Annotated in this window: 19 protein-coding genes, 1 other RNA gene and 2 pseudogenes; 7 read left to right on the forward strand and 15 right to left on the reverse strand. The window is 57.2% G+C overall.

Annotated features, from left to right (window positions below; genetic code table 11):
• Positions 1–13 precede the first annotated feature (13 nt).
• Together ACIPZE_RS19750 and ACIPZE_RS19755 are read left to right on the forward strand one after the other, a co-directional pair.
• The gene (locus ACIPZE_RS19750) at positions 14–259 is read left to right on the forward strand and encodes a FitA-like ribbon-helix-helix domain-containing protein (RefSeq protein WP_034154589.1); all 246 of its coding nucleotides are present in this window, start codon (positions 14–16) and stop codon (positions 257–259) included.
• Positions 256–675 carry a type II toxin-antitoxin system VapC family toxin gene (locus ACIPZE_RS19755; RefSeq protein WP_283437758.1) on the forward strand — a complete coding sequence of 140 codons (420 nt, stop codon included), beginning with the start codon at positions 256–258 and terminating at the stop codon, positions 673–675. The genes ACIPZE_RS19750 and ACIPZE_RS19755 overlap by 4 nt, the downstream gene beginning before the upstream one ends.
• 311 nt (positions 676–986) lie before the next feature.
• Here the strand turns inward: ACIPZE_RS19755 and ACIPZE_RS19760 are convergent, their stop codons facing one another.
• Together ACIPZE_RS19760 and ACIPZE_RS19765 are read right to left on the reverse strand one after the other, a co-directional pair.
• Entirely contained in the window at positions 987–1,850 is an 864-nt protein-coding gene (locus ACIPZE_RS19760; RefSeq protein ID WP_372238473.1) for a methyl-accepting chemotaxis protein, read from the reverse strand.
• Positions 1,845–2,906, reverse strand: a pseudogene (locus ACIPZE_RS19765) (methyl-accepting chemotaxis protein); the annotation flags it as partial. The pseudogene ACIPZE_RS19765 and the gene ACIPZE_RS19760, both read right to left, overlap by 6 nt.
• A gap of 253 nt (positions 2,907–3,159) precedes the next feature.
• Between ACIPZE_RS19765 and ACIPZE_RS19770 the strand changes: the two are divergent.
• Both ACIPZE_RS19770 and ACIPZE_RS19775 read left to right on the forward strand, forming a co-directional pair.
• The gene (locus ACIPZE_RS19770) at positions 3,160–3,831 is read left to right on the forward strand and encodes a histidine phosphatase family protein (protein ID WP_400774747.1); all 672 of its coding nucleotides are present in this window, start codon (positions 3,160–3,162) and stop codon (positions 3,829–3,831) included.
• On the forward strand, positions 3,828–4,658 hold the full coding sequence (locus ACIPZE_RS19775; protein WP_400774749.1) for a phosphatase PAP2 family protein: 831 nt from the start codon (positions 3,828–3,830) through the stop codon (positions 4,656–4,658). The genes ACIPZE_RS19770 and ACIPZE_RS19775 overlap by 4 nt, the downstream gene beginning before the upstream one ends.
• A 146-nt stretch (positions 4,659–4,804) precedes the next feature.
• Here ACIPZE_RS19775 and ACIPZE_RS19780 read toward each other — a convergent pair whose 3' ends face one another.
• The 4 genes from ACIPZE_RS19780 to ACIPZE_RS19795 form a co-directional block, all read right to left on the reverse strand.
• Entirely contained in the window at positions 4,805–6,244 is a 1,440-nt protein-coding gene (locus ACIPZE_RS19780; protein ID WP_400774750.1) for an ArnT family glycosyltransferase, read from the reverse strand.
• A 69-nt stretch (positions 6,245–6,313) separates the two neighbouring features.
• Positions 6,314–6,901 carry a ribosomal protein S5-alanine N-acetyltransferase gene (gene rimJ, locus ACIPZE_RS19785; RefSeq protein ID WP_283437753.1) on the reverse strand — a complete coding sequence of 196 codons (588 nt, stop codon included), beginning with the start codon at positions 6,899–6,901 and terminating at the stop codon, positions 6,314–6,316.
• A 484-nt stretch (positions 6,902–7,385) separates the two neighbouring features.
• On the reverse strand, positions 7,386–8,792 hold the full coding sequence (locus ACIPZE_RS19790) for a DUF2252 domain-containing protein (protein WP_283437752.1): 1,407 nt from the start codon (positions 8,790–8,792) through the stop codon (positions 7,386–7,388).
• Positions 8,793–8,845: 53 nt separating this feature from the next.
• Positions 8,846–9,271, reverse strand: coding sequence for a hypothetical protein (locus ACIPZE_RS19795; RefSeq protein ID WP_283437751.1), 426 nt, complete (start codon positions 9,269–9,271; stop codon positions 8,846–8,848).
• Positions 9,272–9,890: 619 nt separating this feature from the next.
• On the opposite strand from ACIPZE_RS19795, the gene ACIPZE_RS19800 reads away from it, so the two are divergent.
• Positions 9,891–10,115: a hypothetical protein gene (locus tag ACIPZE_RS19800; RefSeq protein ID WP_400774754.1), complete on the forward strand. Its 225-nt coding sequence runs from the start codon at positions 9,891–9,893 to the stop codon at positions 10,113–10,115.
• A 371-nt stretch (positions 10,116–10,486) separates the two neighbouring features.
• On the opposite strand, the pseudogene ACIPZE_RS19805 reads toward ACIPZE_RS19800, so the two are convergent.
• A pseudogene (locus ACIPZE_RS19805) lies at positions 10,487–10,762 on the reverse strand (site-specific integrase); the annotation flags it as partial.
• A gap of 192 nt (positions 10,763–10,954) precedes the next feature.
• Here ACIPZE_RS19805 and ACIPZE_RS19810 point away from each other — a divergent pair.
• Complete coding sequence (locus tag ACIPZE_RS19810) at positions 10,955–14,281, forward strand: P-loop NTPase fold protein (protein WP_400774757.1); 3,327 nt, start codon at positions 10,955–10,957, stop codon at positions 14,279–14,281.
• Between the two features lie 272 nt (positions 14,282–14,553).
• Here ACIPZE_RS19810 and ssrA read toward each other — a convergent pair.
• From ssrA to ACIPZE_RS19845, 7 genes are all read right to left on the reverse strand, one after another.
• Positions 14,554–14,942: a transfer-messenger RNA gene (ssrA, locus tag ACIPZE_RS19815) on the reverse strand.
• Positions 14,943–15,038: 96 nt separating this feature from the next.
• Positions 15,039–15,317, reverse strand: a complete 279-nt coding sequence (locus ACIPZE_RS19820; protein ID WP_129388903.1) for a hypothetical protein — start codon at positions 15,315–15,317, stop codon at positions 15,039–15,041.
• A 129-nt stretch (positions 15,318–15,446) separates the two neighbouring features.
• Positions 15,447–18,257 (reverse strand): FAD-binding and (Fe-S)-binding domain-containing protein, encoded by a 2,811-nt coding sequence (locus tag ACIPZE_RS19825; protein ID WP_400774759.1) that lies wholly within the window; start codon positions 18,255–18,257, stop codon positions 15,447–15,449.
• Positions 18,254–18,925: a lactate utilization protein gene (locus tag ACIPZE_RS19830; RefSeq protein ID WP_283437736.1), complete on the reverse strand. Its 672-nt coding sequence runs from the start codon at positions 18,923–18,925 to the stop codon at positions 18,254–18,256. Before ACIPZE_RS19830 ends, ACIPZE_RS19825 begins: the two co-directional genes overlap by 4 nt.
• Complete coding sequence (locus tag ACIPZE_RS19835; RefSeq protein ID WP_400774762.1) at positions 18,925–20,379, reverse strand: LutB/LldF family L-lactate oxidation iron-sulfur protein; 1,455 nt, start codon at positions 20,377–20,379, stop codon at positions 18,925–18,927. Before ACIPZE_RS19835 ends, ACIPZE_RS19830 begins: the two co-directional genes overlap by 1 nt.
• A complete protein-coding gene (locus tag ACIPZE_RS19840; protein WP_400774764.1) occupies positions 20,376–21,200 on the reverse strand; it encodes a (Fe-S)-binding protein in 825 nt (274 codons plus the stop codon). The genes ACIPZE_RS19835 and ACIPZE_RS19840 overlap by 4 nt, the downstream gene beginning before the upstream one ends.
• 161 nt (positions 21,201–21,361) lie before the next feature.
• Positions 21,362–23,056 carry a lactate permease LctP family transporter gene (locus ACIPZE_RS19845; protein ID WP_400774767.1) on the reverse strand — a complete coding sequence of 565 codons (1,695 nt, stop codon included), beginning with the start codon at positions 23,054–23,056 and terminating at the stop codon, positions 21,362–21,364.
• Positions 23,057–23,318: 262 nt separating this feature from the next.
• On the opposite strand from ACIPZE_RS19845, the gene ACIPZE_RS19850 reads away from it, so the two are divergent.
• The gene (locus ACIPZE_RS19850; protein ID WP_129388921.1) at positions 23,319–24,086 is read left to right on the forward strand and encodes a GntR family transcriptional regulator; all 768 of its coding nucleotides are present in this window, start codon (positions 23,319–23,321) and stop codon (positions 24,084–24,086) included.
• Positions 24,087–24,205: 119 nt separating this feature from the next.
• Here ACIPZE_RS19850 and smpB read toward each other — a convergent pair whose 3' ends face one another.
• On the reverse strand, positions 24,206–24,688 hold the full coding sequence (gene smpB / locus ACIPZE_RS19855; RefSeq protein ID WP_008088297.1) for an SsrA-binding protein SmpB: 483 nt from the start codon (positions 24,686–24,688) through the stop codon (positions 24,206–24,208).
• Positions 24,689–24,826 lie beyond the last annotated feature (138 nt).

Here is a 24,826-nt window from a genome sequence, read left to right on the forward strand (position 1 = left end):
TGCAGGAGGCGTCGTGGCCAGCATTACAATTCGAAACCTTGATGAAAAGCTCAAGGAACAACTGCGCATCACCGCGGCTCACAATGGGCATTCCATGGAGGAAGAGGCTCGACTTATTTTAGGCCGGGCTCTGACAACGGTAGACCGTGCCGGTGGCCTTGGCAGCCGAATCCGCAACAGATTCAGTGCTGTCGGCGGAATAGACCTCGATTTGCCGGAGCGTTCAGAGAAAGCCACTGCGGTGGATTTCTCCGAATGATAGTGCTTGATACCAACGTTCTATCAGAGTTCATGCGAGTCGAGCCAGCGTCCCGGGTGCTTGCCTGGGTTGATGCGCAACCCGCGATGGAGCTGGCAGTGAGTGCCGTGACCGTGGCAGAAATACTTCACGGCATCGCTCGGCTGCCTTCCGGAAAGCGCAAACAAAAACTTGAAGCCCATGCCATGGCGATGTTCGAAGAAGACTTTGCCGGACGTATTTTGTCTTTCGACGCTCATGCCGCTGTCGAGTACGCAACGCTTGTTGCGGATTGCGAATCAAAAGGCCGCGCGATTTCGATGGCCGATGCGCAAATTGCTGCGATCTGCCGAACCCATGGCGCCCCCATCGCTACCCGTAACGTGAAGGATTTCGAGTTCAGCGGTGTGGAGATGATTAACCCGTGGGCAGCCTGAGGCTCACTAACGCGAAGTAGATAGCCCCTGAGAAAGCTCGCTACCCACATGGCACTGTAGGAGCGGCCGAAGGCTGCGATCTTTTGATCCTGCTTCAGATTGTTCAAAAGCGAAGATCAAAAGATCGCAGCCTGCGGCAGCTCCTACATGATGCGAGTTTTCCGGAATATCCAGGTGACAGGCCTGACGCAATCGCGGGCAAGCCCGCTTCCACAAGGTTATGAGTCGAACACAACATCTGTGAACGACTGAAAAACCTGTGGGAGCGGGCTTGCCCGCGATTGGTTTTTTGCTTTAGCGCTGTACGAAGATCAAACGCGGAAATGGCTTACCATCTGCTGCAACTGACCACCCAAACGCGCCAGTTCAACACTCGACGCCGCCGTCTCATCACTGGCTGCGGCGGTCTGTTCCGACACATCGCGCACGTTGATGATGCTGCGGCTGATCTCTTCAGCCACGGCGCTTTGCTGTTCAGCCGCCGCAGCAATCTGCTGGTTCATCGACTGAATGTTCGACACCGTGCGGGTGATGCTTTCCAGTGACAGGCCAGCTTTGCGCGTCAGCGCCACGCTGCTGTCAGTCAGCGCGCGGCTGTTGCTCATTACCGCCGACACCTGCTGGGTGCCGTTCTGCAGACCGGCGACCAGGCCTTCGATTTCTTCGGTGGACTTCTGCGTACGCTGGGCCAGGCCACGAACTTCGTCGGCGACCACGGCAAATCCACGACCGGCTTCACCGGCGCGCGCTGCTTCGATCGCGGCGTTGAGGGCGAGCAGGTTGGTCTGTTCGGCAACGGCTTTGATCACGTCCATGACGCTGCCGATCTTGTCGCTTTCCTGTTGCAGCACGCTCATGGCTTCGGTCGAACGCACCACTTCGCTGGCCAGACGTTCGATCTGCGCGATGGCTTCGTTCACCACTTTGTCGCCTTCACGGGCTTCGCCGTCAGCGGCGGCAGCGGCTTGCGAGGCTTCTTCGGCGTTGCGCGCGACTTCCTGCACGGTGGCAGTCATCTCGTGCATCGCGGTGGCGACCTGATCGGTTTCGATCTTCTGGCTGTTCACACCGGCGCTGGTCTGTTCGGTGACGGCCGACAGCTCTTCGGCGGCGCTGGCGATCTGGGTGACGCCGTCGCGGATGCCGCTGATCAAATCACGCAAGGTCACGCCCATGCGCGCGATGCCTTGTTGCAGCACGCCGAGTTCGTCGCGGCGGGTGACGGTGACGTTCTGGGTCAGGTCGCCGCTGGCGATGCGCTCGACCACGGCCAGGGTTTCCTGCAGCGGACGGGTGATCTGACGGGTGATGATCACCGCAGCAATCACGCCCACCAGCAGTGCCAGCAGCGTGCTGATCAACTGGAAGGTGCGTGCTTGGGCGCTTTCGACATCGCGGCGGTCGAGTTGAATCTGGTACAGCTGCTCGCTGGTGTTGACGATCGCGGTGCCTTGATCGGTCATTTCCTTACGGGCCTGTACGGCGTCAGTGTTGGCATTTTTATAGGCCATCAACGCGCTGCGATAGTTGACCAGTGCGGTTTCCAGCTGACGCAGGGCGTCTTGCTGAGAATCGGCGAAATGCACGTTCAGTTGCTTGAGGCTGGCGATCGCGACATCCAGTTGGCCGACGGCTTTCTGCTCTGTTTCGGCGTTGGTGGCGGCGGTGTAGCCGCGCACTTCGTAGCGGGCGAGGATGAACGCTTCCTTGGCGGCGGTGATCGCCTGGAACTGTGCGAAACGCTGCTCGCTCATGTCCATCTGCTGCACGCGTTTGCTGATCGATTCGATCTGGTTGTACGCGGTCTCGGCACTCACGCTCATGCTGTCGCGCGCGCTGTTGCCGGTGCGGTAGGCGTTGCGCATTTTGTTCAGCGACGTCTGGTATTCAGCGATGGTCGCTGCCTGCTCCTTGAGCAGTTTGACGTTTTCCGGGCTCTTGAAGCTGTTGATCAGCTTCTGTTGTTGCGCGGCAAAACTTTCAAGGGTGGTCTGCACGTTCTGCGCGGCGGTTTCGTCGCCGTTGGTCAGCATGTATTGCAGGCGCACCACGCGCAGTTTGGTCAGGCCGGCGTTGAGCTGGGTGATGTCGCTCATCCAGTTGCTGCGGTCGATCAGGCCACCTAGGCTGGTCCAGCCCGTCAGGGCCAGCACGCAGGTCAGGGCTAGTACCAGGCCGAAGCCCAGGCCCAGTTTCATGTTCACGCTGATGTTGCCGAACCAGCTATTCATCACAAATCCTCCAGAAACGTAGGGTTTCTTGTCGTCGGTTAGGCTGGAAGATTGTTGTTTTTTTGAGCCAGCAAGGGTGTTAGCAGGTCTGTATCGGCCGCAAATCCGAGAGCTGAAAGGATTTTGTCGGACAGAATTTGTAACAACGGATCCCAAGACTTTTTTCACATGGGTTTCACTGGCTGCCGACGCCCGCCTCTGTACCTTCGCCGCATCGAATGACAAGTGATGCAGGCTGGCGAGGCGGCTTTTTGTGGAATTGAGACTGAGTCTGTTCGGCGTCAAACGCTCGATCGATCTGAGCGGTCTGGCGCGTTTTCGCAACACTTGGGTGGTGTTGGCGGCATCGGCACTGGTGATACCGCTGACGTTGTGGTTGCTCGCCCCGGCGGCGGTCCCCGACCTGGCCCATGGCAATGTGGCTGGCGCGCAGGCGTTGGCAACGGGTTGGGAAAAGGGCGAGATGATCGTGCTGGTGCGCCATGTCGAGCGTTGCGATCACTCCAAGGCGCGCTGCCTGAGTGGCAATGACGGCATCACCGACCGCTCGCGCAGCGTGGCGGTCGCGGTCGGCGCGCAATTCGAGCAACTGGGGCTGAACAATGCCGACATCTATAACAGCCCGATGGTGCGCACCGTGCAGACGGCCGGGTACATGTTTAACCGTGCGGCGACCGGCGAAGACTGGTTGATCAGTTGCAAGGGGCGCATGTTGCAGGAGGCGCTTGCGCACAAGATCCCGGGTCGTAACTTGATTCTGGTGACCCACAGCGAATGCATGGCGCAGATCGAAAAAGACCTGAAGGTGCCCGCTTCCGATCCCGGCTACGGCTCTTCGCTGTTTGTTTCCGCTGCCAGTCCGGCGGCGCCGAAAATGCTCGGCTTCATTGAAGCCTCCGACTGGCACACGGTGACCACCGAATGAATACTCGTTTTTACGCTTACAACTTCGGCATCCCGCTGGCCTGCGCGGCGTTGGTGTTCCTGATGTTCGACATGACCAAAATCGACATCGCCTTCAGCAATCTGTTGTTCGATCCGCTGACCCAGACGTTCCCGCTCGACAAAATCCACTTCTTCGAAAAGCTCACGCACAAATGGGCGCGGATCATTCCGAACTGGACGGCGGAAATCGCCCTGATCGGCGCGATGCTCTCGGTGGTCTGGCCGTTGGTCAATCCGCAGAAGCGCCCACGACTCGGGGGGGTTCTCGAGCGAAGCAAAGTTGCTCCGCTGCTGCGATTTGCCGCCGATCACCGTAGGGATTTTTTCTTCGTCGTCGTTGCGTTTGCCGTTTGCACCGGCGTGATCCATTTCCTCAAGGCGCACACCAGCGTTTACTGTCCGATCGAGACCACGCTTTACGGTGGAAAAATGGCTCACGTGGAGTGGTACAACAATTTCCAGCTGTTCCATGAAGCGGGAGAGGGACGCTGCTGGCCGGGCGGGCATGCGTCGGGCGGTTTTACCATGCTGGCGTTGTACTTCGTTGCGCGCCGTTACCAGTGGCGCTTTTCCAGCGCGATTCTGTGGGGTTCGCTGCTGCTCGGTTTTGTCTATGGCACGACACGGGTCCTGCAAGGTTGGCACTACATGTCCCACACGTTCTGGGCCGGAATATTCGTCTGGCTGGCCTGTTTACTGACGGCACTGGCGTTTTATGGCCGGGCGCGGCTGGAGCTGCCGGTGTTGCAGAAGCATCAACGGCCAGAGCCCGCCAGCACCTTGGCAACTCCCTTGAGCAACGAATAACCCTGTGGCGAGGGGGATATGTGGCGAGGGGATTTATTCCCGTTGGACTGCGCAGCAGTCCCCTTCTTTCTTGAATCAAAAGAGGGGGCGCTGCGCACCCCAACGGGGATAAATCCCCTCGCCACAAAGGTTGTATTCAGTCTGCTTCAGTTGCTGACAAAGTAGTACGCCTGGCGCCCGACCATCATGGTCTTCAACACTTTCAGCGGTGCGGCCGGCTCGGTGTCGGCCGAGATCACCGCCACATTGGTGGCTGCCGCAGCGAGAAACTCGCGCAATTGCGCCTCGGTATCCAAGCCTTTAAGAACGCTCTGCGTATAGAACACACTCGCCCCGCCCACCCGTTCATTGGCTTGAAACAACGCAACCTGATGACCGTCCGCTTGCAACGCTTGAATGTGTTCGGTCAGCGGCAGGAACGACAGGTGTTTATCAGCGTTCGGCAACGTCCACTGTGCGGCAACGAGGTAGCTGCCGATCACTACGGTAAGCACAGCAGCGGCCAATGCCTGACGATGCCTCGCGATTCGGCTGACAAAACCATGGGCGGATTCGTACGCTTTCAGCTTGTCGAACAACACACCGGCAAACTCGGCCGCAATCACCGCCGCCGCCGGGGTCATCGACATCAGGTACACCGTGCGTTTGCTCGACGCCAACGTCAGCATCACGAATTGCGCAACGATCCACAGGCTGAAAAACAGCAGGTATCGGTTGGCCTTCAGTTGTTTGCGAAAATGCCACAGCCCCAGATAAACCAGAATGTTCCACGGCAGAAAGGCTTCCGGCAGCTTGGCCAGGTAGTAGGAGAACGGCTCATAGTGACCGGCCTCGACGAACGATCCGCTGAAGCGGCCGACGCTGTTGGTCAGCAGCACTTCCTTCACCGCTTGCGCGCCGCCATGTTGATAGAGCACTGCGAGCCAGATCATCAGCGGAATCAGCCCGACCAGAGTCAGTAATCCTGGCCACAGCCAGTCAGCGACTTTCAGGCGCTTGTCGAGCAGATTGTCGGCCAGCAAGTAAGCAAAAATCACCACCCCCGGCATTGCCAGCCCCAGCACACCTTTACTCAACGTGGCGATGGCAATCCCGCCGACAAACAGCAACGAATTACCCACGCTCGATGCGCGTTGCGCCTGAAAAAATGCCAGCAACGCCGCTGTTACGCCGAGCGCCAGCAGCGCATCCTCGCCAACCCCGCGCACGTTGCTCCAATAACTGGCCATGGTCGCCAGTAAAATCCCGGCCGCCCAGGCGATCATTTTTGGCCGTTCGAAACGGCGCAACATGCCGTAGAGCAACATCACGCTGAGTAAGCCGGCCACCGCCGACGCCAACCGCACCGCCCACGGCGACACACCGAAAAGCCGCATGGCGCCGGCATCGAGCCACAAACTCAGCGGTGGTTTTTCCAGAAACGGTTCGCCGAACAACCGAGGTGTCACCCAGTCGTTGTCGAGGTGCATCTCCATGGCGATGCCGGCGACGCGAGCCTCGGTGGAGCCTTGCAATTGATGGTTGCCGAGGGCGAAGAAAAACAGCAAAGCGGCAAGCAGAAACAATGAAGTGGCGGCACGCGACATGGCATTCAGGCAACCGGAAGGGGCGGGAGGCCTGAGCATACTTCGCCAATGCTTAACAAATTGTGAAACTCACGCCAGTCGTCGTGACCAACGCTGGTCCGGCGCCTCGAATGCCGGGTTGATCAACGCGGTCAGCACGTGATCCTGCCAGCGCCCGGCAATGTTCAGATACGCCTTGGCGTAACCCTCACGCTCGAACCCGAGCTTTTCCAAGAGCCGTGCGCTGCGTTCATTGCCGGGAATGTAGTTGGCCATGATCCGGTGCAGGTTCTGCGTATCGAACATGTAGGCGATACCGGCCTCCAGCGCTTCACGCATTAGCCCCTGACCTTGATGCGCCTCATCGATGTGATAACCCAGATAACACGCCTGAAACGCCCCGCGAATGATTCCGCTGAAATTGCACGCGCCGATCATCTGCTGACCGTCCTGCGTCAACAACGCGAAATGCATCGCCAGCCCGGCTTCAAAGGCGCTGGCCTGAATTTCGAGTCGTCGGCGAATCTGCTCGGTGGAAAAGTACTCGGTGGTGCGAATCGGTGACCAGGGCGCGAGGTGGCGCAGGTTACGCTGGTAGAACTCACTTTCGAGGCCGGCCTGATCCGGCGCGAGTATCGCCAGCGTCAGGCGTTGGCAGGGCAGGGACAGCAGCGGCATCGGGCGCTCCGGTGAGTGGTATCAGAGGACAGGAAAACACAAATGCCCTATAAATTCTGCCTGTTTGTTGCACATACCCCTGTAGGAGCTGCCGCAGGCTGCGATCCTTTGAACCTGTTTTTTAACATCAAAAGATCGCAGCCTGCGGCAGCTCCTGCATTGGCCGTTTTGAGGAGGAGCAAATGGAATTTGCGTTTACGGTCGGCGCCGAATCGCTGACGTTGAGGCGTGCGGATCCGGTGTGTTGCTGAATCGGCCGGGTTCAGGTTGATCCGCATTCATCCACAGGCCCGCCATTCACTACGCCACGGTTTGCAAGACACCTGGGTTTATCGCTTCGACGGCAAACGCCAGGCAAAAAAAAGCCCGCGGGAGAGCCGCGGGCGAACCGTAGTTTCTTGAATGAGCGAGCGGACTGTACAGGTTTGATTGTGAAGGGGCAGTGAAGAAAAATTCATTTCTCCGGCAACCTGTCTAGCCCGGTTCAGGGCAGATGATCGGCGGCGAAATCGGCTTCCGACCGAGCGCGTAAACGGCCCTTGCGACAGGCATCCTGGAAACGTTCGAAATCACGTTCGTTCTGCGCGGTGTACTGTTGCGCGTACTTCAATAACGCATCGGCCAATGCATCGCCCTTGCCGATGTAACCGCTGATCTGCGCCGCTAACCCGGACGCCTTGGCATGCGCGCGAGCCAGCGCGCGGCCGCAGACCCGACCGTAAGCGGCGAAGGTTTCGGCGTCGAAGGTTTCCAGTTCGGCGGAGATTTTCATGTCGCGCAACTGCCGCACATAGAAATGCCGACCGCTGGGGCCAGTGGTCCAGCCGAGAAACAGGTCGCTGGCGGCTTGCATCAAGCGCTGCCCCTCGACCACCCGCTGACCTTCATGGCGTACCCGCGATTTGGCTTTGACGTAATCGGCGAGTACCGAGCGCCGCGCCTCCTTGAATTGCAGGAACAGCGGGAACTCCTGATCGTCGGTCAGCAACGCCACCAGACAGCGGGTACCGACGCTGCCGACACCGACGACCTTGAAAGCCAAGTCCTGCACGTGAAACCGTGACAGCAGCTCGCGCCGGTCGGGCTGCAGCGTGCCGCGATAATCACGCATGAAAGTGTCGTACAGCGGACGCCAGTCCGACAGCCGCAGCCAGTCATCCTCGGCATCGAGCAGCGTGGTGTTTTTATGCAGATGGAAAATTTCCGGTAGGTCATCACGAATAATCAGACGCCCATGCTTGTCACGCTCGCTGATCTTCGGCAGCAATTCAGCGTGAGTACGCCGCTCGGCTTTCTCGATGGCGCGCTCGACATGCTCAAGGGTACTTTTGCGTGCCTGGGCGAGCAGGTCGGTATAGCTGATCGACTCGTACCAGTTCTCCAGCGAACTCTGCTCCGCACACTCCAGCAAGGTCGCCTGATAAGCGCCGACCATGTCGCGGCAGACCTCTTCCTCGACCGACTCGCCATGGCGCAGATCACGCGCGGCCACCACAAAACTTGCGGCCAGGCGTTTCAAGTCCCACTCCCAAGGCCCGGGATGTGCCTCGTCGAAATCATTGACGCTGAACAACAGATTGCGCTCCGGCGTGGCGAAACCACCGAAATTCATCAGGTGACAATCGCCACAGATCGGCAGGTTCAGGCCCATGGTCGCCGTCCCCGCCAAGTCATGCGCCTGCAACAACGCATTGCCACGAAAGAACGTGAAGGGCGACACCAGCATGCGCCCATAACGCAACTCGACCAGCGACTCGACGCGGCCCTGACTCGACGCCTTGATCAACGGAATCGGATCGCGATTCATCTTGCCGGTGACAGCCTGATCACTGCGCGAACACTTCTTGCGCGCGTCCTTGCCTTGTTGCATGCGGTCTTTAAGGGCAGTCATGGTGGCTCGATGTGGCGGAATGGGCGCTGTGAGTGTAGAAGCGCTTTTGCGGTTTATCCGCCCGTGCCCGCATCACCCTTGGCGAGCTTTATCGACAGCGTGTAATTCGCCACCGCGTTACGTCGCGCGGCATTGCGCATGAGGTAGACCTGAACCGTGTACTCACCGTCGGCAGGCAGCACCCCCGCAAAGTGATTGCCCATCATCGAACCGTTGAACAGCGCGCTGTCCGCACCTTTGGCGCTGATGTTGAAATACGCCGATGTGCTGGATGGCTTGAAATCGACGGTCAACATCTGCCCAGCCTTGACGTTGAGCGTGTACTGCGCCGTTTGTTCGCCCTTGATCGATTGCTTGATCTGGAGATGGTCGGCGCCCGCCTTGAACACGACTTGCTCGACTCGCGACGCGGGAGACTCGGCTGCGTGGACGGACAGGGAGAGCAGGGCAGCCATGACGGCGGCGATCCAGGTATTCATGTTCAACCTCGTTGCGCTTTGGAGTTTGCAGCATAGAGGTCATCGAGAGCTCTCGCTTAAACGTGGTGCGGATTAAATGTTGCGGGATTTGAGTGTGGGGGTGAGGGGAGAGCATTGTGGCGGGGGGACGGGGGGCAGCGCGGCGAGGGTCAGTTCGGCTTGGTGAGCGGGATCTCCAGAAACGACAAAGCCCGCACTTGGCGGGCTTTGTCGTTGAGAGTTGGTGGAGCCGGGTGGGATTTGAACCCCCGTCCTGCGCACGGACGGCGATGGCTGTACGCTCAAAGTTGGCATAAGGCTTTCATTGTGTTCAGTATCACTGCCGGCCTGGGCAAGCGTTGTGACACCATCCCAGCCATCCCAGCCATCCCAGCCATCCCAGCCATCCCAGCCATCCGGGCCGACTTCGAGCACGGCAAACGCTGGCACTGCCTCCTCATTCATCTCCAAGCGGCTGATGTATCGCCGAAGCAGTACCGCATTGTGTTGCTCGGCCGGGCGCGGGTCGGCAGACTCTTCCTACCTTTAAAGGAGTCGACCTGCTCTTGAAATGGCGGATTGCTATGGGATACTGCCATTGCTGCACCTATTCAATACGGAAGCCTATGGAGGGCTTTAAATGAGCATCAATCAAGACTTGGAAAGAGTTTCCCGTGATGCCCAGACGGTGATGCTTTTAACTATCTTTGCAACTTCTGCCGTTTCGGAACCTGATTTCGACAAAGGTAGTTATTTCATAAAGCTTGAGGGCAGCCTCGACAAGATGGAGAAGGCGAAGAAACCGTTCGACAAGGATCTTCTCGAAATGGCCCGCATCGCGATCGCAGCAATCAAAAATCCCTGATTACACCATAGAGATCAACCAGACCCACCGCCATTTTTTATCACTCACGGAGTTGAAGATGGGAATATCGCTTTATTACGATTTCCAAGAGTGCCAATGCCTAAATACTACAGGGCAACTTGTAACTATCCCCGCAGGGCGTTACGTCGTCACCGAGCTGAGTTCGGTAACTGTCGTTGTAGGCTCAAATAGCCTTGACCTAGAAAAAAACGCTTTCAACCAACTCAAAGCACAGCGAAAAGTCAACATACCGCTGGGCTAGTAGCTCTGCACAGAGGTTTTGACCGGTGGAACACGGTTGCTTGGACATGCGCGATACCTGCTGCTTTTACAAGTACGGTGATCAACTGGTTAAAATCTCTACAGAGCCATTAGCCGTTCACCCTTTGCGATAATGGTGTTTTAGAGAATACTTGCTTTGCTTTCATCCCTGCCAGAGCGTCAGATGCTGGCATCCATCGACCATATACCTTGGCAAACATGGTCCAATCGGTGTGCCCCATCTGTTTAGCCACCCACATTGGATGCTCGCCAGCCGACAGCATCATCGACGCGTAGGTGTGCCGAGTCTGAGAGGGCCGGCGGTAGCGGACGCCAGCTTTTTTCATCGCTGGTACCCACATTGCTTTCCGGATCGGACCATCGCCCTGTAGTGGTCAACTAATCCCGGACAAAGTGTTTTTACACACTCTGGGCCAAAAGCGGGCTTATGCCTGGGAGAGAAGGTTGGCTTTCTCGACGAGATGACAAAATACCACCTCCTAGGTTACCGTCGGAGAAGAGTTTCATCCCGAGGGAAGGGTTATGGAAGATTGGCTTACAGGTAGGAACCAAATCAATTGATCAAATTCCATTCTGAACATCCGGCTGACGAAGATGTGTTTCCCGGTGGCAGCCATGAAAAGGTTGCTGAGGCGATGCGGCAATACATTTGTTCGCCGAGCTCCTCAAGGGTGATCGGTCTGGACGGCGAGTTCGGTTCCGGTAAGAGCTCGATTCTCCAGATGCTCAAGGCCAAGCTGGTCAAGGAGAAAGCTGACTATCGGGTCTGGTTTTTCGACTGTGAACAGAACTATCAGGGCTCCACGAAAAGCAACTTCATTGAGTTGTTCACGGACGTAGTGCTCAGCGACGTTAAGCAGGGTAGCTCCGAGGAGAAACTGGTCAAAGAATGTCGGGACAAGGCTCTCGGCCGGCAATTTACTTACAAGAAGAAAACGACCAGCAGATTGAGTGCGTGGGCAATTGCCCTCGTCGTAAGCGTGTTCTTCTCGTCCACCTCTTTCAAAGAAATTTTCACGATCTGGCGAGCCAAGCCAGTAGATTGGTCCCTCTTCCTGATTCATTTGTTCGTATTTCTTACGCCACTTTTGGTAGTGCTTGCGGCGTGGTTAAGGAATCGAGATGTGGTCGAAGAGGACGGTGAGAAGTGGAGCCTTCTTAGTCTGTTCAAAGGGTCAACCGATGACACGATCAACGAGAAGATCGTCGTGGCAAAAGAAGTAACTCCTCTTGACCTAAAGCGGACTCTAACAAACCAACTACGAGCCGTTGCCAGTAACCAATATGTTGTGATTCTGGACAACTTAGACCGTCTACCCAAGGATAGTCTGCGGGCAGTATGGAGTGACCTGGAGATTTTTACCTCTGTTGCAGAGGCAGAAAATCTTACGGTTGTAGTTCCATTCTGCTCTACCAAAGTGGCAGCTTATCTTCGAGCAGATGCTGACCGCACCTACGATTCTAAGGACTTCATCGCGAAGAAATTTCCGGTGGTGTTCCGCTCGCCTCCAGTGATCGCCTCGGGCTGGAAGGATGGTTTCAGGCGGTTGTGGTCCTATTCGTATGACGGCCAGGAATTGGATATTGCAGAGCATTGCGCACTTCTGCTCCAACGCCACAGCCCGATGGTGAACAACCTTGTCACGCCCCGCCTGCAGAAAAAATTTATCAACGATATTGCAACCACCTCACTGGTCGTAGGAGAGGGAACCAATCTGCTTTGTATCGCTGCCCACCTTTTGTTGTGCAAGTACACCGAACATCCTTTGAATGAAGTCATCAGAGTCGATGGTTTCTCCAAGAAGTATGCTGGGGAAGCGGGTGAGGATGCATCTGCGAAGGTTCAGGAGACCATCAAACTGTTGACTGCCATTGTAGGCAATGGCATGGAGTCCGGTTGGCAAATTCAGTTGTTGCAGATTCATTTCCTCACGTCGGGTGAAATCGCTATCGCCGAACTCCTAGATAGTCCATTGCAAGATGCGTTTGCATCCAGGGACGAAGATAAGCTATTCGGGCTAGTGTCATTGTTCGGCTTTACCGATGCATTTAAACGACTGGTCTCTACTCGGCCAACCCTTTATCAGTTGCTACCAACCCTCACTGCCGCTCATAAAAAACACAACGGTGAATGGTTATTAAGCATGCTGTCGATTCTGAACAGTGCAAAACTGACCTTGTTCTCCGGTGACATACCTGGTGATGAAGCTTTCTACGATGCTTGTAAATACTGCATCAGTCAGGGAATGGATGCCAATTTGCTTTCAGAACATGGTGATAGTTTGAGGAACGAGTTGAAAGGGGTTCTCAATGATCCAATCGCGGGCACATCTGTCGATCCCGTTAACCATCTGCTAGTGGAGTATGATTGGTACCTAGATGCGCTCGACTTGCCTGTTGAATATTTTGAGGTAATACGGGCTGATTACATAATGCATCTCCTTCCCGTAATTTCAGAGCTTCGCGTCATCACTGCTGAGAAGTTCAAACTACTGTCATCAAATCCCGCTGCATTTGGTATCGCGAATCAGCAGATCGGTAGTAGTGAAGCATACCCAATGACGATGGTTCCACTGGCTCCGTCTGAAACCGAGCGGGCTGTTGTTTGGGCTTACGGATCACGAAGTTTGAATCAAGGTATTCAGTCGGGCATCTCGGCAGACGACGTTGCTGAATTGGTTAAACTCTGTAGTGTTCCGGGTCATGAGATTTCTGCAGTCATCGGCTTGGCACTGGCGAAGAAAATTGATCCGGTTATTCTGTCGACCATCACCTCATTGCTCGAAACAAATCCCAGTGCCGTAGTTAGGGCGGCAGCGGCAATTATTTATATACGCCAGAAAGATTCGGCAGCCCTTTCGTCGGTGCCTGATATAAAAGAGGTGTTTTCCTCAATGCTGTTCCGTGCTCTGGGTGCGGCGAGTCTGTCAGCCCAACTGCTGTTTGACCTACTTGAGCCAAAGGAGACCAAAAGCCTAGTCGGTGGCTATCTTGCGGATTTCATAAAATCCGAAAAAATTCTAACTCTTCGAGTGGAATGGATCGTTCAAAACTTTAGTTCGGTGACAAGCGCTGTTTCTCCTTATGGTGTTGGGGCAAATGAGGTTCTGAGTTGGCTCAATCCTTGGGATCTCTTGATGAAGAAGTTCGGTGAGAATGCTGCGACAGTCGACCCCCTGCTCATCGATATGATTTTTGAGCCAGACGCTCAGTATCTTCCTATCCTCAGGCGTTCGCTCCTTGAGCACTTCGTGTCCACTGGAAGTACAGTTGAGGGTTGGATTGGATACATCGAGAAGGGAGCGCCTCAGTATCATGCAATCATCAAAGGCCTTGAGCGCGAGACCGGCATCGAGAAAGCTGCTGAGATTGCTAATGATGCAGTTATCCAAGTCCTTAATGACGCTGCTGGTCAAGTTGAGGGGCGCAAGCTCACTTCGTCTCGTATCGACATGATCGACTCCGTATTGACGATCCTGGACATGCAGCAGAAGCTCCTCATTGGAGTACGCTTGAGGTCGCTGCTCTATTCAGACAGTGTTCAGTTGGATATCCTCATGCCGATTCTCAACCACTATGGCAAATTGATCCCGGATGTTCAGCCGACCAATCCTCAAGAAGTAGGCCGTCTGGTAATGGTGCTCGACTATATTGCTCGTCATCCTTCAGATACGGACGGGGTCGCGAAGGTGTTTGACTCCAAAGCGGGGCAAATTGCGGATTACAGGTATTCCTCCAAGGAATTACGTGAGGCGGTGGGTTCTGCTGTGTTGAAGGTAGCTGACCGCATGCCTGCGCTTCACGGAAAATTCGCTCAGACTAGAGGATTTGTTAAATTGCTCAGGTCGTTGAGCAAGCTTACTAGCGGAACGGATGCTAATTAATTAGCGACTGGGGGGCATAGTTAAGGATGTCCATTTTTGGTCGTAAGCGGTCCCATCTGACCGCTTACGACCATCCGCAAATTGCTTGAAAATGCATCGAGAGCTCTCGCTTAAACGTGGCGCGGATTAAATGTTGCGGGATTTGAGTGTGGGGGGTGAGGGGAGAGCATTGCGGCGGGGGGAAGGCTGCGCGCCGAGGATCAGTTTGGATTGGCGAAGGTGATCTCCAGAAACGACAAAGCCCGCACTTGGCGGGCTTTGTCGTTGAGAGTTGGTGGAGCCGGGGGGATTTGAACCCCCGTCCGCCAGTACTCCGCTGTCGGTACTACATGCGTAGCCGTTTCTATTAAGTTAACCCTCAGCGACCCGAAGGGCAGGGTGCTTTGGGCGAGTTGTGTAAGTTTTAGCCGCTTCGTCCACAACGTACTGCACGGCGATTCTGTTCTATATGACAATCATTTTGGGTTTACAGACATCCCCTGATGATTGCTGGACCCGAAGGTACCAGGAGCATTGTCAGCTGCAATTAAGCAGCGAGAGCAACACCGTATTGGTCGTCATTGGCAACTATAAGTAGTTGCAACAGTGGATTTACGACTTCTGTTACCAAGTCGGCATGCACCTAAAGTTTCGCAACCGGCGTCGAATCCTAAACGGCCCCGAACTCATTGCTCAGTACAGCTGTTTGAGCAACAAGCCTGCGCAGTGTACGCCAATCAGCCCACAAGGCCAACCCGAAGGTTGGCCGCGACGCTGATCAGTTGTTGGTACCGGTGGACTTGCGCAGTTCGACGATGGTTTGCGAGGTTTCTGCAATGCAGTCGTCGATTTTGCCTTGAGCCTTCAGCGCCTTGGCCTTGGCCACACTGGTTTCAGCGCGCTGGGTCAGTTCCGGGTTCGCTGACAGCTGCCCCTTGGCATTGTCGATGGTCTGAATATTGGCATCGCAGAGGTCGGCAGGCTTGCCGTCAGCGAAGGAAGTGGAAGCCAGCATCGAGGCAGTAACGAACAGACCTAACAGTACAGAACGTTTCATGTATATCTCCTTGAACTGAGGGATCCAGACTTCGCTGGCCGTCAGGACGGGCAACCGTATGGAAGGAAAACCCCGATGCGTCGGGGTTAATCTGTGGACTACAGTCGCGCGCAAGGGTTCTATTTTTCTTCAGCGGGCCTTCGCTTGGGTCACCCGATCCACCAGATAGACCAGACCGTGGTAGTCAATTCCGCCATGTTGCGTAAGACCGATCTCACAGGTGCGGCTGGTGGAAATCCCTTCGCTGCAATGCTGCACCGCATCCTTGAGCGAGCGCAGCGAATGGCTGTTCAGCTCCGGTGTGGTGAAACCCTTGTCGCCGGCAAACCCGCAGCAATGTATGCCTTCGGGAATGACCACGGTGTTGCTGCACTTGCGCGCCAGATCGATCAACGCCTGGCTTTCGCCCAGGTGTTGCGTGCTGCAGGTCACGTGCACGGCAATTGGTGCTTCTTGCGCGGTGAAGTCCAGTCGGTCGAGAAGATGCGTACGGATGAAGCGCACCGGGTCGTACAGATCCAGACGAGTTTCTCCTACGTCCTGCACCAGCCGCAGCGTGCACGGGCTGGTGTCGCAGTAGATCGGATCGAGGCCGCCGCGACTGGCGTGCAGCAGTGCGCTGATCAGCTCCTGGCGTTTGTGTTCGGCTTGCTCGGCATAGCCTTTGGAGGCGAAAGGCTGACCGCAGCAGAGGTTGTCCTGGTTGTCCGGGAAGACCACTTGGTAACCGGCCTTTTCCAGCAATCCACGGGTTTTGTCGTAGAGCGACGTCTGCTCTTTATCACCCGCCGCCGGGCCCATGACCCGCGATACACACGCGGCCAGATACACCACGCGCGGGCGTTCGTCCGACACATTCGGACTGAAGCGAATGGCTCTCTCCGGTTGCGGCATCGCGCTCGTCCACAACGGCACTTGGCCTTTAGATAGACGGGTCAGGCTCGCGGATAGCTTCGCCAGACGCGGCGCGCCCATCAGCATCCGCGCGCCGTTGGCCACATGCAGCGTAAAGCGCGCACCTTGCAGGGTCTTGGCGAAATTTCCTTCGATCCAGTCAGCGGTTTTCTGATGGGTCGCGTGTCGGCCACGGAGCTTTTTCACCAGCTCGCCGGTATTGATACCTACCGGGCAACGTTGCGCACAAAGGCCGGTCGCCGCGCAGGTCTCAATGCCTTGGTACTCGTAGGCTTCTTCCAGTTCACGGGTGTCGATGCCGGCACGTTTCTTCGCCTGAATATCGCGCCAGATCACGATGCGCTGGCGCGGGCTCAGTGTCAGGCCTTTCGACGGGCAGACCGGTTCGCAGAAACCACACTCGATGCATTTATCCACAATCTCGTCGGCCGCCGGCAGCGGCTTCAAATGCTTGAGGTGGATCTGTGGATCTTCGCTGAGTACCACGTCCGGATTGAGAATGCCGTTCGGGTCGAGCAGACGTTTGAGCTGCCACATCAGTTGATAGGCGTCGCTGCCCCATTCCAGTTCGACGAAGGGCGCCATGTTGCGGCCGGTGCCGTGCTCGGCTTTCAGCGAGCCACCAAATTCCACCGCAACCAATTGCGCGACGTCATCCATGAACGCCTGATAGCGTGCGACTTCCTCCGGGTTGTTGAAGCCCTGGGTGAAGACGAAGTGCAGATTGCCTTCCAGTGCGTGTCCGAAAAGGATCGCTTCGTCGTAGGCATGTTTATCGAACAGGGCAATCAGGCGGTTTACGCCGATGGCCAGTTGCTCGACCGGAAAGGTCACGTCTTCGATGATCACCGTGGTGCCGGTTTTGCGTACGGCGCCGACGGCGGGGAAGGTGTCTTTGCGGATCGCCCAGAGCTTGGCGTTTTCCACAGGGTCTTCGCTGAAATCGACTTGCTTCTCTACCGGGAAACCACTGAGCGACGTCATGATCTGCGCCAGTTGTTCCTGCAGCAAAGTGGAAGATGCAGCGCGGGATTCGATCAGCAGCGCGCAGGCATTGTTCGACAGCTGTTGTACGAAAGCGGGCATGCCCGGTTTGTCTTGCACCGAGCGCAGGCTGCGTCGATCGAGCAATTCGACTGCAGACACTGGTTGGCTTTTCAGCACGGTGACCGCGTTGCAGCAGGTCTCCACATCCGCGAAGACGATCAGCGCCGAGGCCTTGTTCGGGTGATCGATCACGGTGTCGTAAGTCACTGCGCTGATGAAGCCGAGCGTACCTTCGGAGCCGACCAGCAAGTGGCTCAAGATATCCACAGGCTCATCGAAATCCACCAAGGCGTTGAGCGACAGGCCGGTGGTATTTTTCAGACGATATTTGTGGCGAATTCGTGCAGCCAGTTCGGCGTTGGCGCGGGTCTCGCGGCCCAGGGTCGCCAAGCGTTCAAGCAGATCGCCGTGACTGCTGCGAAACGCTGCGACACTGGCAGCGTCTTCGGTATCCAGACGCGTGCCATCGGCCAGCACCAGACGAATCCCGGCCAGTGTGTGATAGGTGTTCTGCGCGGTACCGCAGCACATGCCGCTGGCGTTGTTGGCGACGATGCCGCCGATCTTGCAGGCGTTGATCGATGCCGGGTCCGGGCCGATCTTGCGTCCGAACGGGGCCAGCCACGCGTTGGCCTGTGCGCCGATCACTCCCGGTTGCAGGCGAATCTGCGTGCCTTGGCCGCGAATCTCACGGGCGTTCCAGTTATCCCCAAGCACAATCAAAACGGAATCGCTGATTGCTTGGCCGGACAGACTGGTGCCTGCCGCACGAAAGGTCACCGGGACGTTGTCGCGCTGGGCCAGTTTCAGCAGGGCGACGACTTCGTCTTCCGATTCGACGCGGATCACCAGTTGCGGAATCAGCCGATAAAAACTGGCGTCGGTGCCGAAGGCCAGGGTCGATAAAGGGTCATCAAAACGGCGCTCGGCCGGAATCAATTGCTGCGCATCACGCAGGAAGTTTGCTGGAAGCGTCATTGGTCCTCCAGGATCAGAACCACCAGGTCTTTCGGGCCGTGCGCGCCGTACGCCAGCACTTGCTCGATGTCGGCGGTTTTCGACGGACCGGAGACCAGCAGTGCGTTGGTCGGCATGCCTTGCGCCCAATTGAATTCATGTTGCACCTGATAGAAGTTGTCGCGGATTTCGCTGGCCTTGAGCAGGGCGAAATGCACCGGCGGTACCAAGCTCATCAAGCGCGGCTCTTCGCGGGTTGGCCACATGATCAGGCTGCCGGTGGCGGCGATTGCGCCGAGGGTGCCGGTGAGACTGGCCGGGGTGTCGTCGAATAGCTCGGCTTTCCACTCTTCCATCGGCCGGTCGTAGGATTTCAGTGCAGGCAGATCAGGATTGTTCGCCCAATGCTGTGTGATGCGTTGCCCATGCGCTGTAGTCGGCGCGATCAGCAGGCTCGGCAATTGACGGTCGTGCAGCAGTTGCTCGAGCAGCGCCGGCCATTCCGCGTCTGAGGTCATGTGGATTTCGGTGTGCACCGCTTCCATCAGTTTGCGCAGTTGCGGAATGCGCTGTTCGGCAGTGTAGGTGTAAGGCTGCGTCAGCAGATCGACATCAAAGTCGTCGGCAATCGGTGTAGTGCCCGTCAGACTTTTCCGCAGCTTGCCGAGGATATTTTGCTTGGCGCTCATCAGCGGTCTCCCTGTTTGGCCAGATGCTCGCGGGCCATGTCGTGCAGTGAGCGAGCGGCGGGTTTCGGCGCGCTGTGATTTTGTGTCCACGGGCCGACGTTGCTCGGGGTCAGTGCTCGCAGGCGCGTGGCGAAGAAACCGAACAATCGATACAAGGTTGGCGAACTGTTGAGTTTCGCCCAAGCGTTCCAGATAAAGCGTTCCTTGCGCGAATATTTGCTGCCCTGACCGCGCATCACTTGGTGTGGGCTGTCCGGGGCTTTGACATTTTCTTCGCGCAGGCGCCGCAGGATCGCCGGGATAGGAATTTTTACCGGACACACTTCTCCGCAGGCGCCGCACAGCGAAGACGCACTCGGGTGATCGGGGACTTTCGCCAGACCGACCATGTGCGGGGTGATGATCTTGCCGATCGGCCCGGGATACACCTCGCCATAGGTGTGACCGCCGACGCGGGTGTAGACCGGGCAATGATTCATGCAGGCGCCGCAGCGGATGCAGTTCAAGGTCTGGCGCAATTCACTGTCGGCGAAAGCCTGGCTGCGACCGTTGTCGAGCAGGACCAGATGCACTTCCTGCGGGCCGTCGAGTTCATGCTCCTTGCGCGGGCCGGAGATCATGTTGACGTAAGTGGTGATCGGAATGCCCAGCGCCGAGCGGGTCAACAGTGACAACAACGGCACCACGTCGCGGAGATTTTCGACAACCTTTTCGATGCCGGTGACGGCGATGTGCACCGGCGGCACGGTGGTGGTCATGCGGCCGTTGCCTTCGTTTTCCACCAGCAGCAGGGTGCCGGTTTCAGCGACGGCGAAGTTGACGCCGGAGACGCCGATGTCCGCTTCGAAGAATTTCTGCCGCAGGACTCTGCGACCGATCTGAATGAGTTGGTCAACGTCCTTGGTGTATTCCACGCCAAGTTTGTCGTGGAACAAGGACGCGACCTGACCGGCATTCTTGTGGATCGCCGGCATAATGATGTGTGAAGGCTTCTCGTGGTCGAGCTGGACGATGTACTCCCCCATATCGGACTCCAGACATTCAATGCCTTGAGCCTCGAGGAAATGGTTCATCTCCATCTCTTCGCTGACCATCGATTTGCCCTTGATCACTTGCCGCGCCTCGTGAGCACGGATGATCGATAAGACGATGCCATTGGCCTCGTCCACCGTTTCCGCCCAGTGCACTGTCACACCGTTGCGGGTCAGGTTCTGTTCCAGTTGCTCGAGCAGGTCGGGCAACTTGGAGAGCGCGCGGGCTTTGATCGAATTGCCCAGTGCGCGCAAATGTTCTCTTTCGTGGGCATCGCTGAAAGCCGCTGCCCGCTTGGTCATCAGTGAATCCATCGCAGTGCGGAAGTTGTTCCGCAGTTGCTGATCACCGAGGGCGTTGTGCGCCCGGGTGCGGAAATCTTCTTCTACGGCGACCGTAGGAATAATCGCGGAAGTGCTCATTGCGCACCCCCGGTTCGTTGCCACAGAAAGCTGGCGAGATGTTGCCCGCGCAGCGTTTCTTTTTGTTTCTCCAATGCGCCGTTGATGTTCATCAAACAGCCACAGTCGGCGCTCAACACCTTATGTGCGCCGGAATCCTTCAACGCTTGGGTCTTGTCAGCCACCATCGCGCCGGAAATGTCTGGCATGCGGACGCTGAATGTTCCGCCGAAGCCACAGCATTCGCTTTCGTGGTCATGATTGACCCGTTCCACGTTGCTCAACTGCGCCAACAACTCGCGGCCGTGCAGGTGGGTGTTCATTTCGCGGCGTGCCGAACACGAAGTGTGCAGCGCGACTTTGACCGGTTCGCCGCTGTCCTTGAGCTGCACCTTGCAGACAAACAACAGGAACTCGGCCAGTTCATAGGTGCGGGCCGCGAGGGCCTGAACCTGTTTCAGTATTTGCGGCTCGTCCTTGAACAAGTCGGCGTAATGCTCGCGCAGCATGCCGGCGCAGGAACCCGACGGCACCACCACCGGATACTCGCCGGCAAACAGCGCCAGTTGCGAGCGCGCCACCGTCCGCGCCTGCTCGGTGTAACCCGAGGTGTAGGCGGGTTGGCCGCAGCAGCTTTGCCCTTGCGGGTACTCGACCCGAATCCCTTCGCGCTCCAGCAAGTGGATCGCGTCCATCCCGGCTTCGGGGTAGAACAGGTCAACCACGCACGTCCCGAACAGATAGACCCGCGACGGTTTTTCGCTGGGGTATTGCCGAGGTTCGGGCAGTGGCGGTGCCACGCGGGTCGCGTTCGGCACAGCGTTGTAAAAAAGCTCGCTCATCAGGCGTGTCTCCGGGTGGTCCCGGTTATCCGTCTGTTGCGGCTGCTGAATATAGAGAATGTTGCTTTCAGCAGCCTTACAGACCGGGTGGTGAATTGCTGACGCCGGCATCACGAACCGGCGTCGGTTTTTTCCATGCTTCTTGTAGGATTTTTATTGGTTTAGTGCACCAGCATGCCGGTGAACCAGTAGGCCTGAGCCAGGGTGATCAGACCGACAATCGTTGCAAAGAATAGGCTGTGCTTGAGGGTGAAGCGGAACAGATCCGATTCCTTGCCCACCAAACCGGTCGCGGCGCAGGCCACGGCGATCGATTGTGGCGAGATCATTTTGCCGGTCACGCCGCCGCTGGTGTTCGCCGCCACCAGCAGGGTGTCGTTGACGCCGATCTGGTGTGCGGTGGTCGCTTGCAGTGAACTGAACAGGGCATTGGACGAAGTATCCGAGCCGGTGAGGAACACGCCCAGCCAGCCGAGGAACGGCGAGAAAAACGGGAAAGCAGCGCCCGTCGCCGCCAATACCAACGCCATGGTCGAAGACATGCCGGAATAGTTGGTGACGAAGGCGAACGCCAGCACCATGCCGATCGACAGAATTGGCCAGCGCAGTTCGTAGAAGGTCTCTTTCAAAGTGGTAAGACCAGTTTTGAAATTGATCTTCAGCACCAGCATCGAGATCAGCGCGGAGAAGAAAATCGCCGTGCCGGTCGCGGAAATCGGATCGAGTTTGAACACTGCCGGAATGGCCGTCGGGGTGGCCACGATCGGTGCGGTTTTGATCACCAGCTGATCAAGGTGCGGAATCGCGAAGTTGAACACCCAGCTGTACATCGAACCGCCGGCGGCGAACATCGCTTTGAAAGGCTTCAGCGTCCAGATGGTCACCAGTACGGTGAGGATCAGGAACGGTGACCACGCTTTGAAAATTTCCCCAAGGCTGTAAGGCGAAGCTACGGTTGTGCGTTTCTGACCGAAACCGCCGACGCTGGCGGTGATCGCGGCGCTGGATGTGGCGCCAGCGATCTGCGCGCCTGCGGTGCGTTTTGGCTGCCAGACCTTGAGGAACAGGGTCAGGGAAATCAGGCTGGCCAGGGCCGAGGTGATGTCCGGCAGCTCTGGGCCAATGAAGTTCGAAGTGAAATATTGGGTGACGGCGAAGCTCAGGCCGGCCACCAGTGCAGCGGGCCAGGTTTCACGCACGCCGCGCAGGCCATCCATCATGAACACCAGCCAGAACGGCACGAACAGCGAGAGCAACGGCAGTTGCCGACCGGTCATGGCGCCGATTTTGAACGCATCGATGCCGGTGACTTGGCCGGCAACGATGATCGGAATCCCCAGTGCGCCGAACGCCACCGGTGCGGTGTTGGCGATCAGGCACAGGCCGGCGGCGTACAGCGGGTTGAAACCCAGCCCGACAAGAAGTGCGGCAGTAATCGCCACGGGCGCGCCGAAACCGGCAGCACCTTCGAGGAACGCGCCGAAGCAGAAACCGATCAGCAGCACCTGCAGGCGCTGGTCGTCAGTAATCGATAACACTGAACTGCGAATGACCTCGAACTGACCACTTTTGACGGTCAGTTTGTAGAGGAATACCGCCGCGACAATGATCCAGGCAATCGGCCACAGACCGTAGGCGAAACCATAACCGGCGGCGGCGAAGGCCATATCCATTGGCATCTGGAACGCGAAGATCGCCACGGCAATCGACAGCGCGAGAGTGATGCTGCCGGCCACATGGCCTTTGAGGCGGAACACCGCCAGCGCGAGAAAGAAGAACACGATGGGGATGACGGCCGCGAGTGCGGACACGCCGAGACTGCCGAGCGGGCTGTAGAGCTGTTGCCAGGTTTGCATATGGGGTGGCCCCTAATTGTTGTTGGTCAGGCACTGTCAGCGTTCTTGGTTAATTGGTAAGACCAATTTACAAGCGCTGTTGGCTAGGGTAAAAGCCTTGATGTCGGTGTGTCAATTTGTCGCCCTGAAACTTTTGTCGTATCAGCGGTGCAGATCGCATCTGATCCGGTTTCGGCAAGTGGCGTCTGGTAGGTGTCGGCAAGGCGCCGATAGGCCAGAATAGAGAGCCCGGCGAGCGGTCGGGATCGTGGAGAAATGAGTTATGGGGTTTGATCAGATACGTCAGCGCCGTTTGTCTGACGATATTGTCGAGCGACTCGAGGGGATGATCCTCGAGGGCACGCTGAAGTCCGGCGAACGGCTGCCGGCGGAGCGCGCGCTGGCTGAGCAATTTGGCGTATCACGTCCGTCGCTGCGCGAAGCGATCCAGAAACTGGCAGCCAAGGGCTTGTTGGTCAGCCGTCAGGGTGGCGGCAACTATGTTGTGGAAAGCCTCGGTTCGACGTTCAGCGATCCGCTGCTGCAGTTGCTCGAAAGCAATCCTGAAGCACAGCGCGACTTGCTCGAGTTTCGGCACACTCTGGAGGCATCGTGTGCCTATTACGCGGCATTACGCGCAACCGATGTTGATCGTGAAAGGCTGTCCGCTGCGTTCGCAGAGTTGCAGGACTGCTATTCGCGCCACGACGAAGTCAGTCGGGCGGAGGAGGGCGCGGCGGATGCGAAATTTCATCTGGCGATTGCCGAAGCCAGTCATAACGCGGTGTTGCTGCACACCATTCGTGGCTTGTTCGATTTGCTCAAGCGTAACGTTGTGACCAACATTGGCGGCATGTACAAGCAGCGCACGGAAACCCGCGACATGCTGATCACTCAGCATCGGGAATTGTATCTGGCGATTATCGAAGGGCGGGCGGAGCAGGCGCGGGAGGTTTCCAGCCGACATATCCTGTATGTGCAGGAAGTGCTGGAAGAGGTGCGGCAGGAAGTTCAGCGCGTGGCTCGGGCGGAGCGGCGCAAGGGGATGTGATTTTTTAAAGCAAAAGATCGCAGCCTGCGGCAGCTCCTACAGGGAAATGCGAATTCCTGCGTAGGAGCTGCCGAAGGCTCGGGCCGCGATCGGACGATCTTTGCTTTCAAAGGGGAAGGCTAGTCTTCCTTGCCCTTGTTGCGCACAGCGCGCTGCAGCTCACGGCCGGCATCGCGCTCGCGCTCGGTATCACGCTTGTCGTATTCCTTCTTGCCCTTGCCCAGAGCGATCTCGCACTTGACCATGTGCTTGCTCCAGTACCAGGACAGGCAGACGCAGGCGTAACCCTTTTGCTGCACCATCGCTGCAAGCTTTTCCAGCTCGCGGCGGTTGAGCAGCAGTTTGCGTGTGCGCACCGGGTCAGCGATGACGTGGGTGCTTGCGGTCATCAGAGGCGTGATGTGGCTACCGAGCAGCCACGCTTCGCCATCCTTGAGCAGGACATAGCTGTCGACCAGCTGTAGCTTGCTTGCCCGCAGACTTTTTACTTCCCAGCCGGCCAGGACCAGACCAGCCTCGAACTTGTGCTCGATGAAGTAATCGTGTCGCGCCTTTTTGTTCTGCGCGATGGTCCCTGTTGGGTGTTTCTTCTGTTTAGCCATAGGGGCGGCATTATATGGAGATAAACGGCTGTCGGCTACGGTGATGCTGCGTGCTTGAGCAGGTTGAGTGAATCCCGGACAATGCGGCCTCTTTTTCTTACGCGTGGGCGTGAGAAACGATGTCGACAGACAGGGTGT

The sequence above is a fragment of the Pseudomonas sp. NPDC089741 genome (assembly GCF_044748825.1).
In the GTDB taxonomy this organism is placed as follows: domain Bacteria; phylum Pseudomonadota; class Gammaproteobacteria; order Pseudomonadales; family Pseudomonadaceae; genus Aquipseudomonas; species Aquipseudomonas helmanticensis.

Coding starts and splice junctions, on each gene's coding strand:
- ACIPZE_RS19755 (WP_283437758.1), top strand. CDS start 256: ATGATAGTGCTTGATACCAACGTTCTATCAGAGTTCATGCGAGTCGAG.
- ACIPZE_RS19835 (WP_400774762.1), bottom strand. CDS start 20,379: ATGAGCACTTCCGCGATTATTCCTACGGTCGCCGTAGAAGAAGATTTC.
- ACIPZE_RS19795 (WP_283437751.1), bottom strand. CDS start 9,271: ATGAATACCTGGATCGCCGCCGTCATGGCTGCCCTGCTCTCCCTGTCC.
- ACIPZE_RS19775 (WP_400774749.1), top strand. CDS start 3,828: ATGAATACTCGTTTTTACGCTTACAACTTCGGCATCCCGCTGGCCTGC.
- ACIPZE_RS19825 (WP_400774759.1), bottom strand. CDS start 18,257: ATGACGCTTCCAGCAAACTTCCTGCGTGATGCGCAGCAATTGATTCCG.
- ACIPZE_RS19790 (WP_283437752.1), bottom strand. CDS start 8,792: ATGACTGCCCTTAAAGACCGCATGCAACAAGGCAAGGACGCGCGCAAG.
- ACIPZE_RS19800 (WP_400774754.1), top strand. CDS start 9,891: ATGAGCATCAATCAAGACTTGGAAAGAGTTTCCCGTGATGCCCAGACG.
- ACIPZE_RS19780 (WP_400774750.1), bottom strand. CDS start 6,244: ATGTCGCGTGCCGCCACTTCATTGTTTCTGCTTGCCGCTTTGCTGTTT.
- ACIPZE_RS19830 (WP_283437736.1), bottom strand. CDS start 18,925: ATGAGCGCCAAGCAAAATATCCTCGGCAAGCTGCGGAAAAGTCTGACG.
- ACIPZE_RS19850 (WP_129388921.1), top strand. CDS start 23,319: ATGGGGTTTGATCAGATACGTCAGCGCCGTTTGTCTGACGATATTGTC.
- ACIPZE_RS19845 (WP_400774767.1), bottom strand. CDS start 23,056: ATGCAAACCTGGCAACAGCTCTACAGCCCGCTCGGCAGTCTCGGCGTG.
- ACIPZE_RS19840 (WP_400774764.1), bottom strand. CDS start 21,200: ATGAGCGAGCTTTTTTACAACGCTGTGCCGAACGCGACCCGCGTGGCA.
- rimJ (WP_283437753.1), bottom strand. CDS start 6,901: ATGCCGCTGCTGTCCCTGCCCTGCCAACGCCTGACGCTGGCGATACTC.
- ACIPZE_RS19760 (WP_372238473.1), bottom strand. CDS start 1,850: ATGGGCGTGACCTTGCGTGATTTGATCAGCGGCATCCGCGACGGCGTC.
- smpB (WP_008088297.1), bottom strand. CDS start 24,688: ATGGCTAAACAGAAGAAACACCCAACAGGGACCATCGCGCAGAACAAA.
- ACIPZE_RS19820 (WP_129388903.1), bottom strand. CDS start 15,317: ATGAAACGTTCTGTACTGTTAGGTCTGTTCGTTACTGCCTCGATGCTG.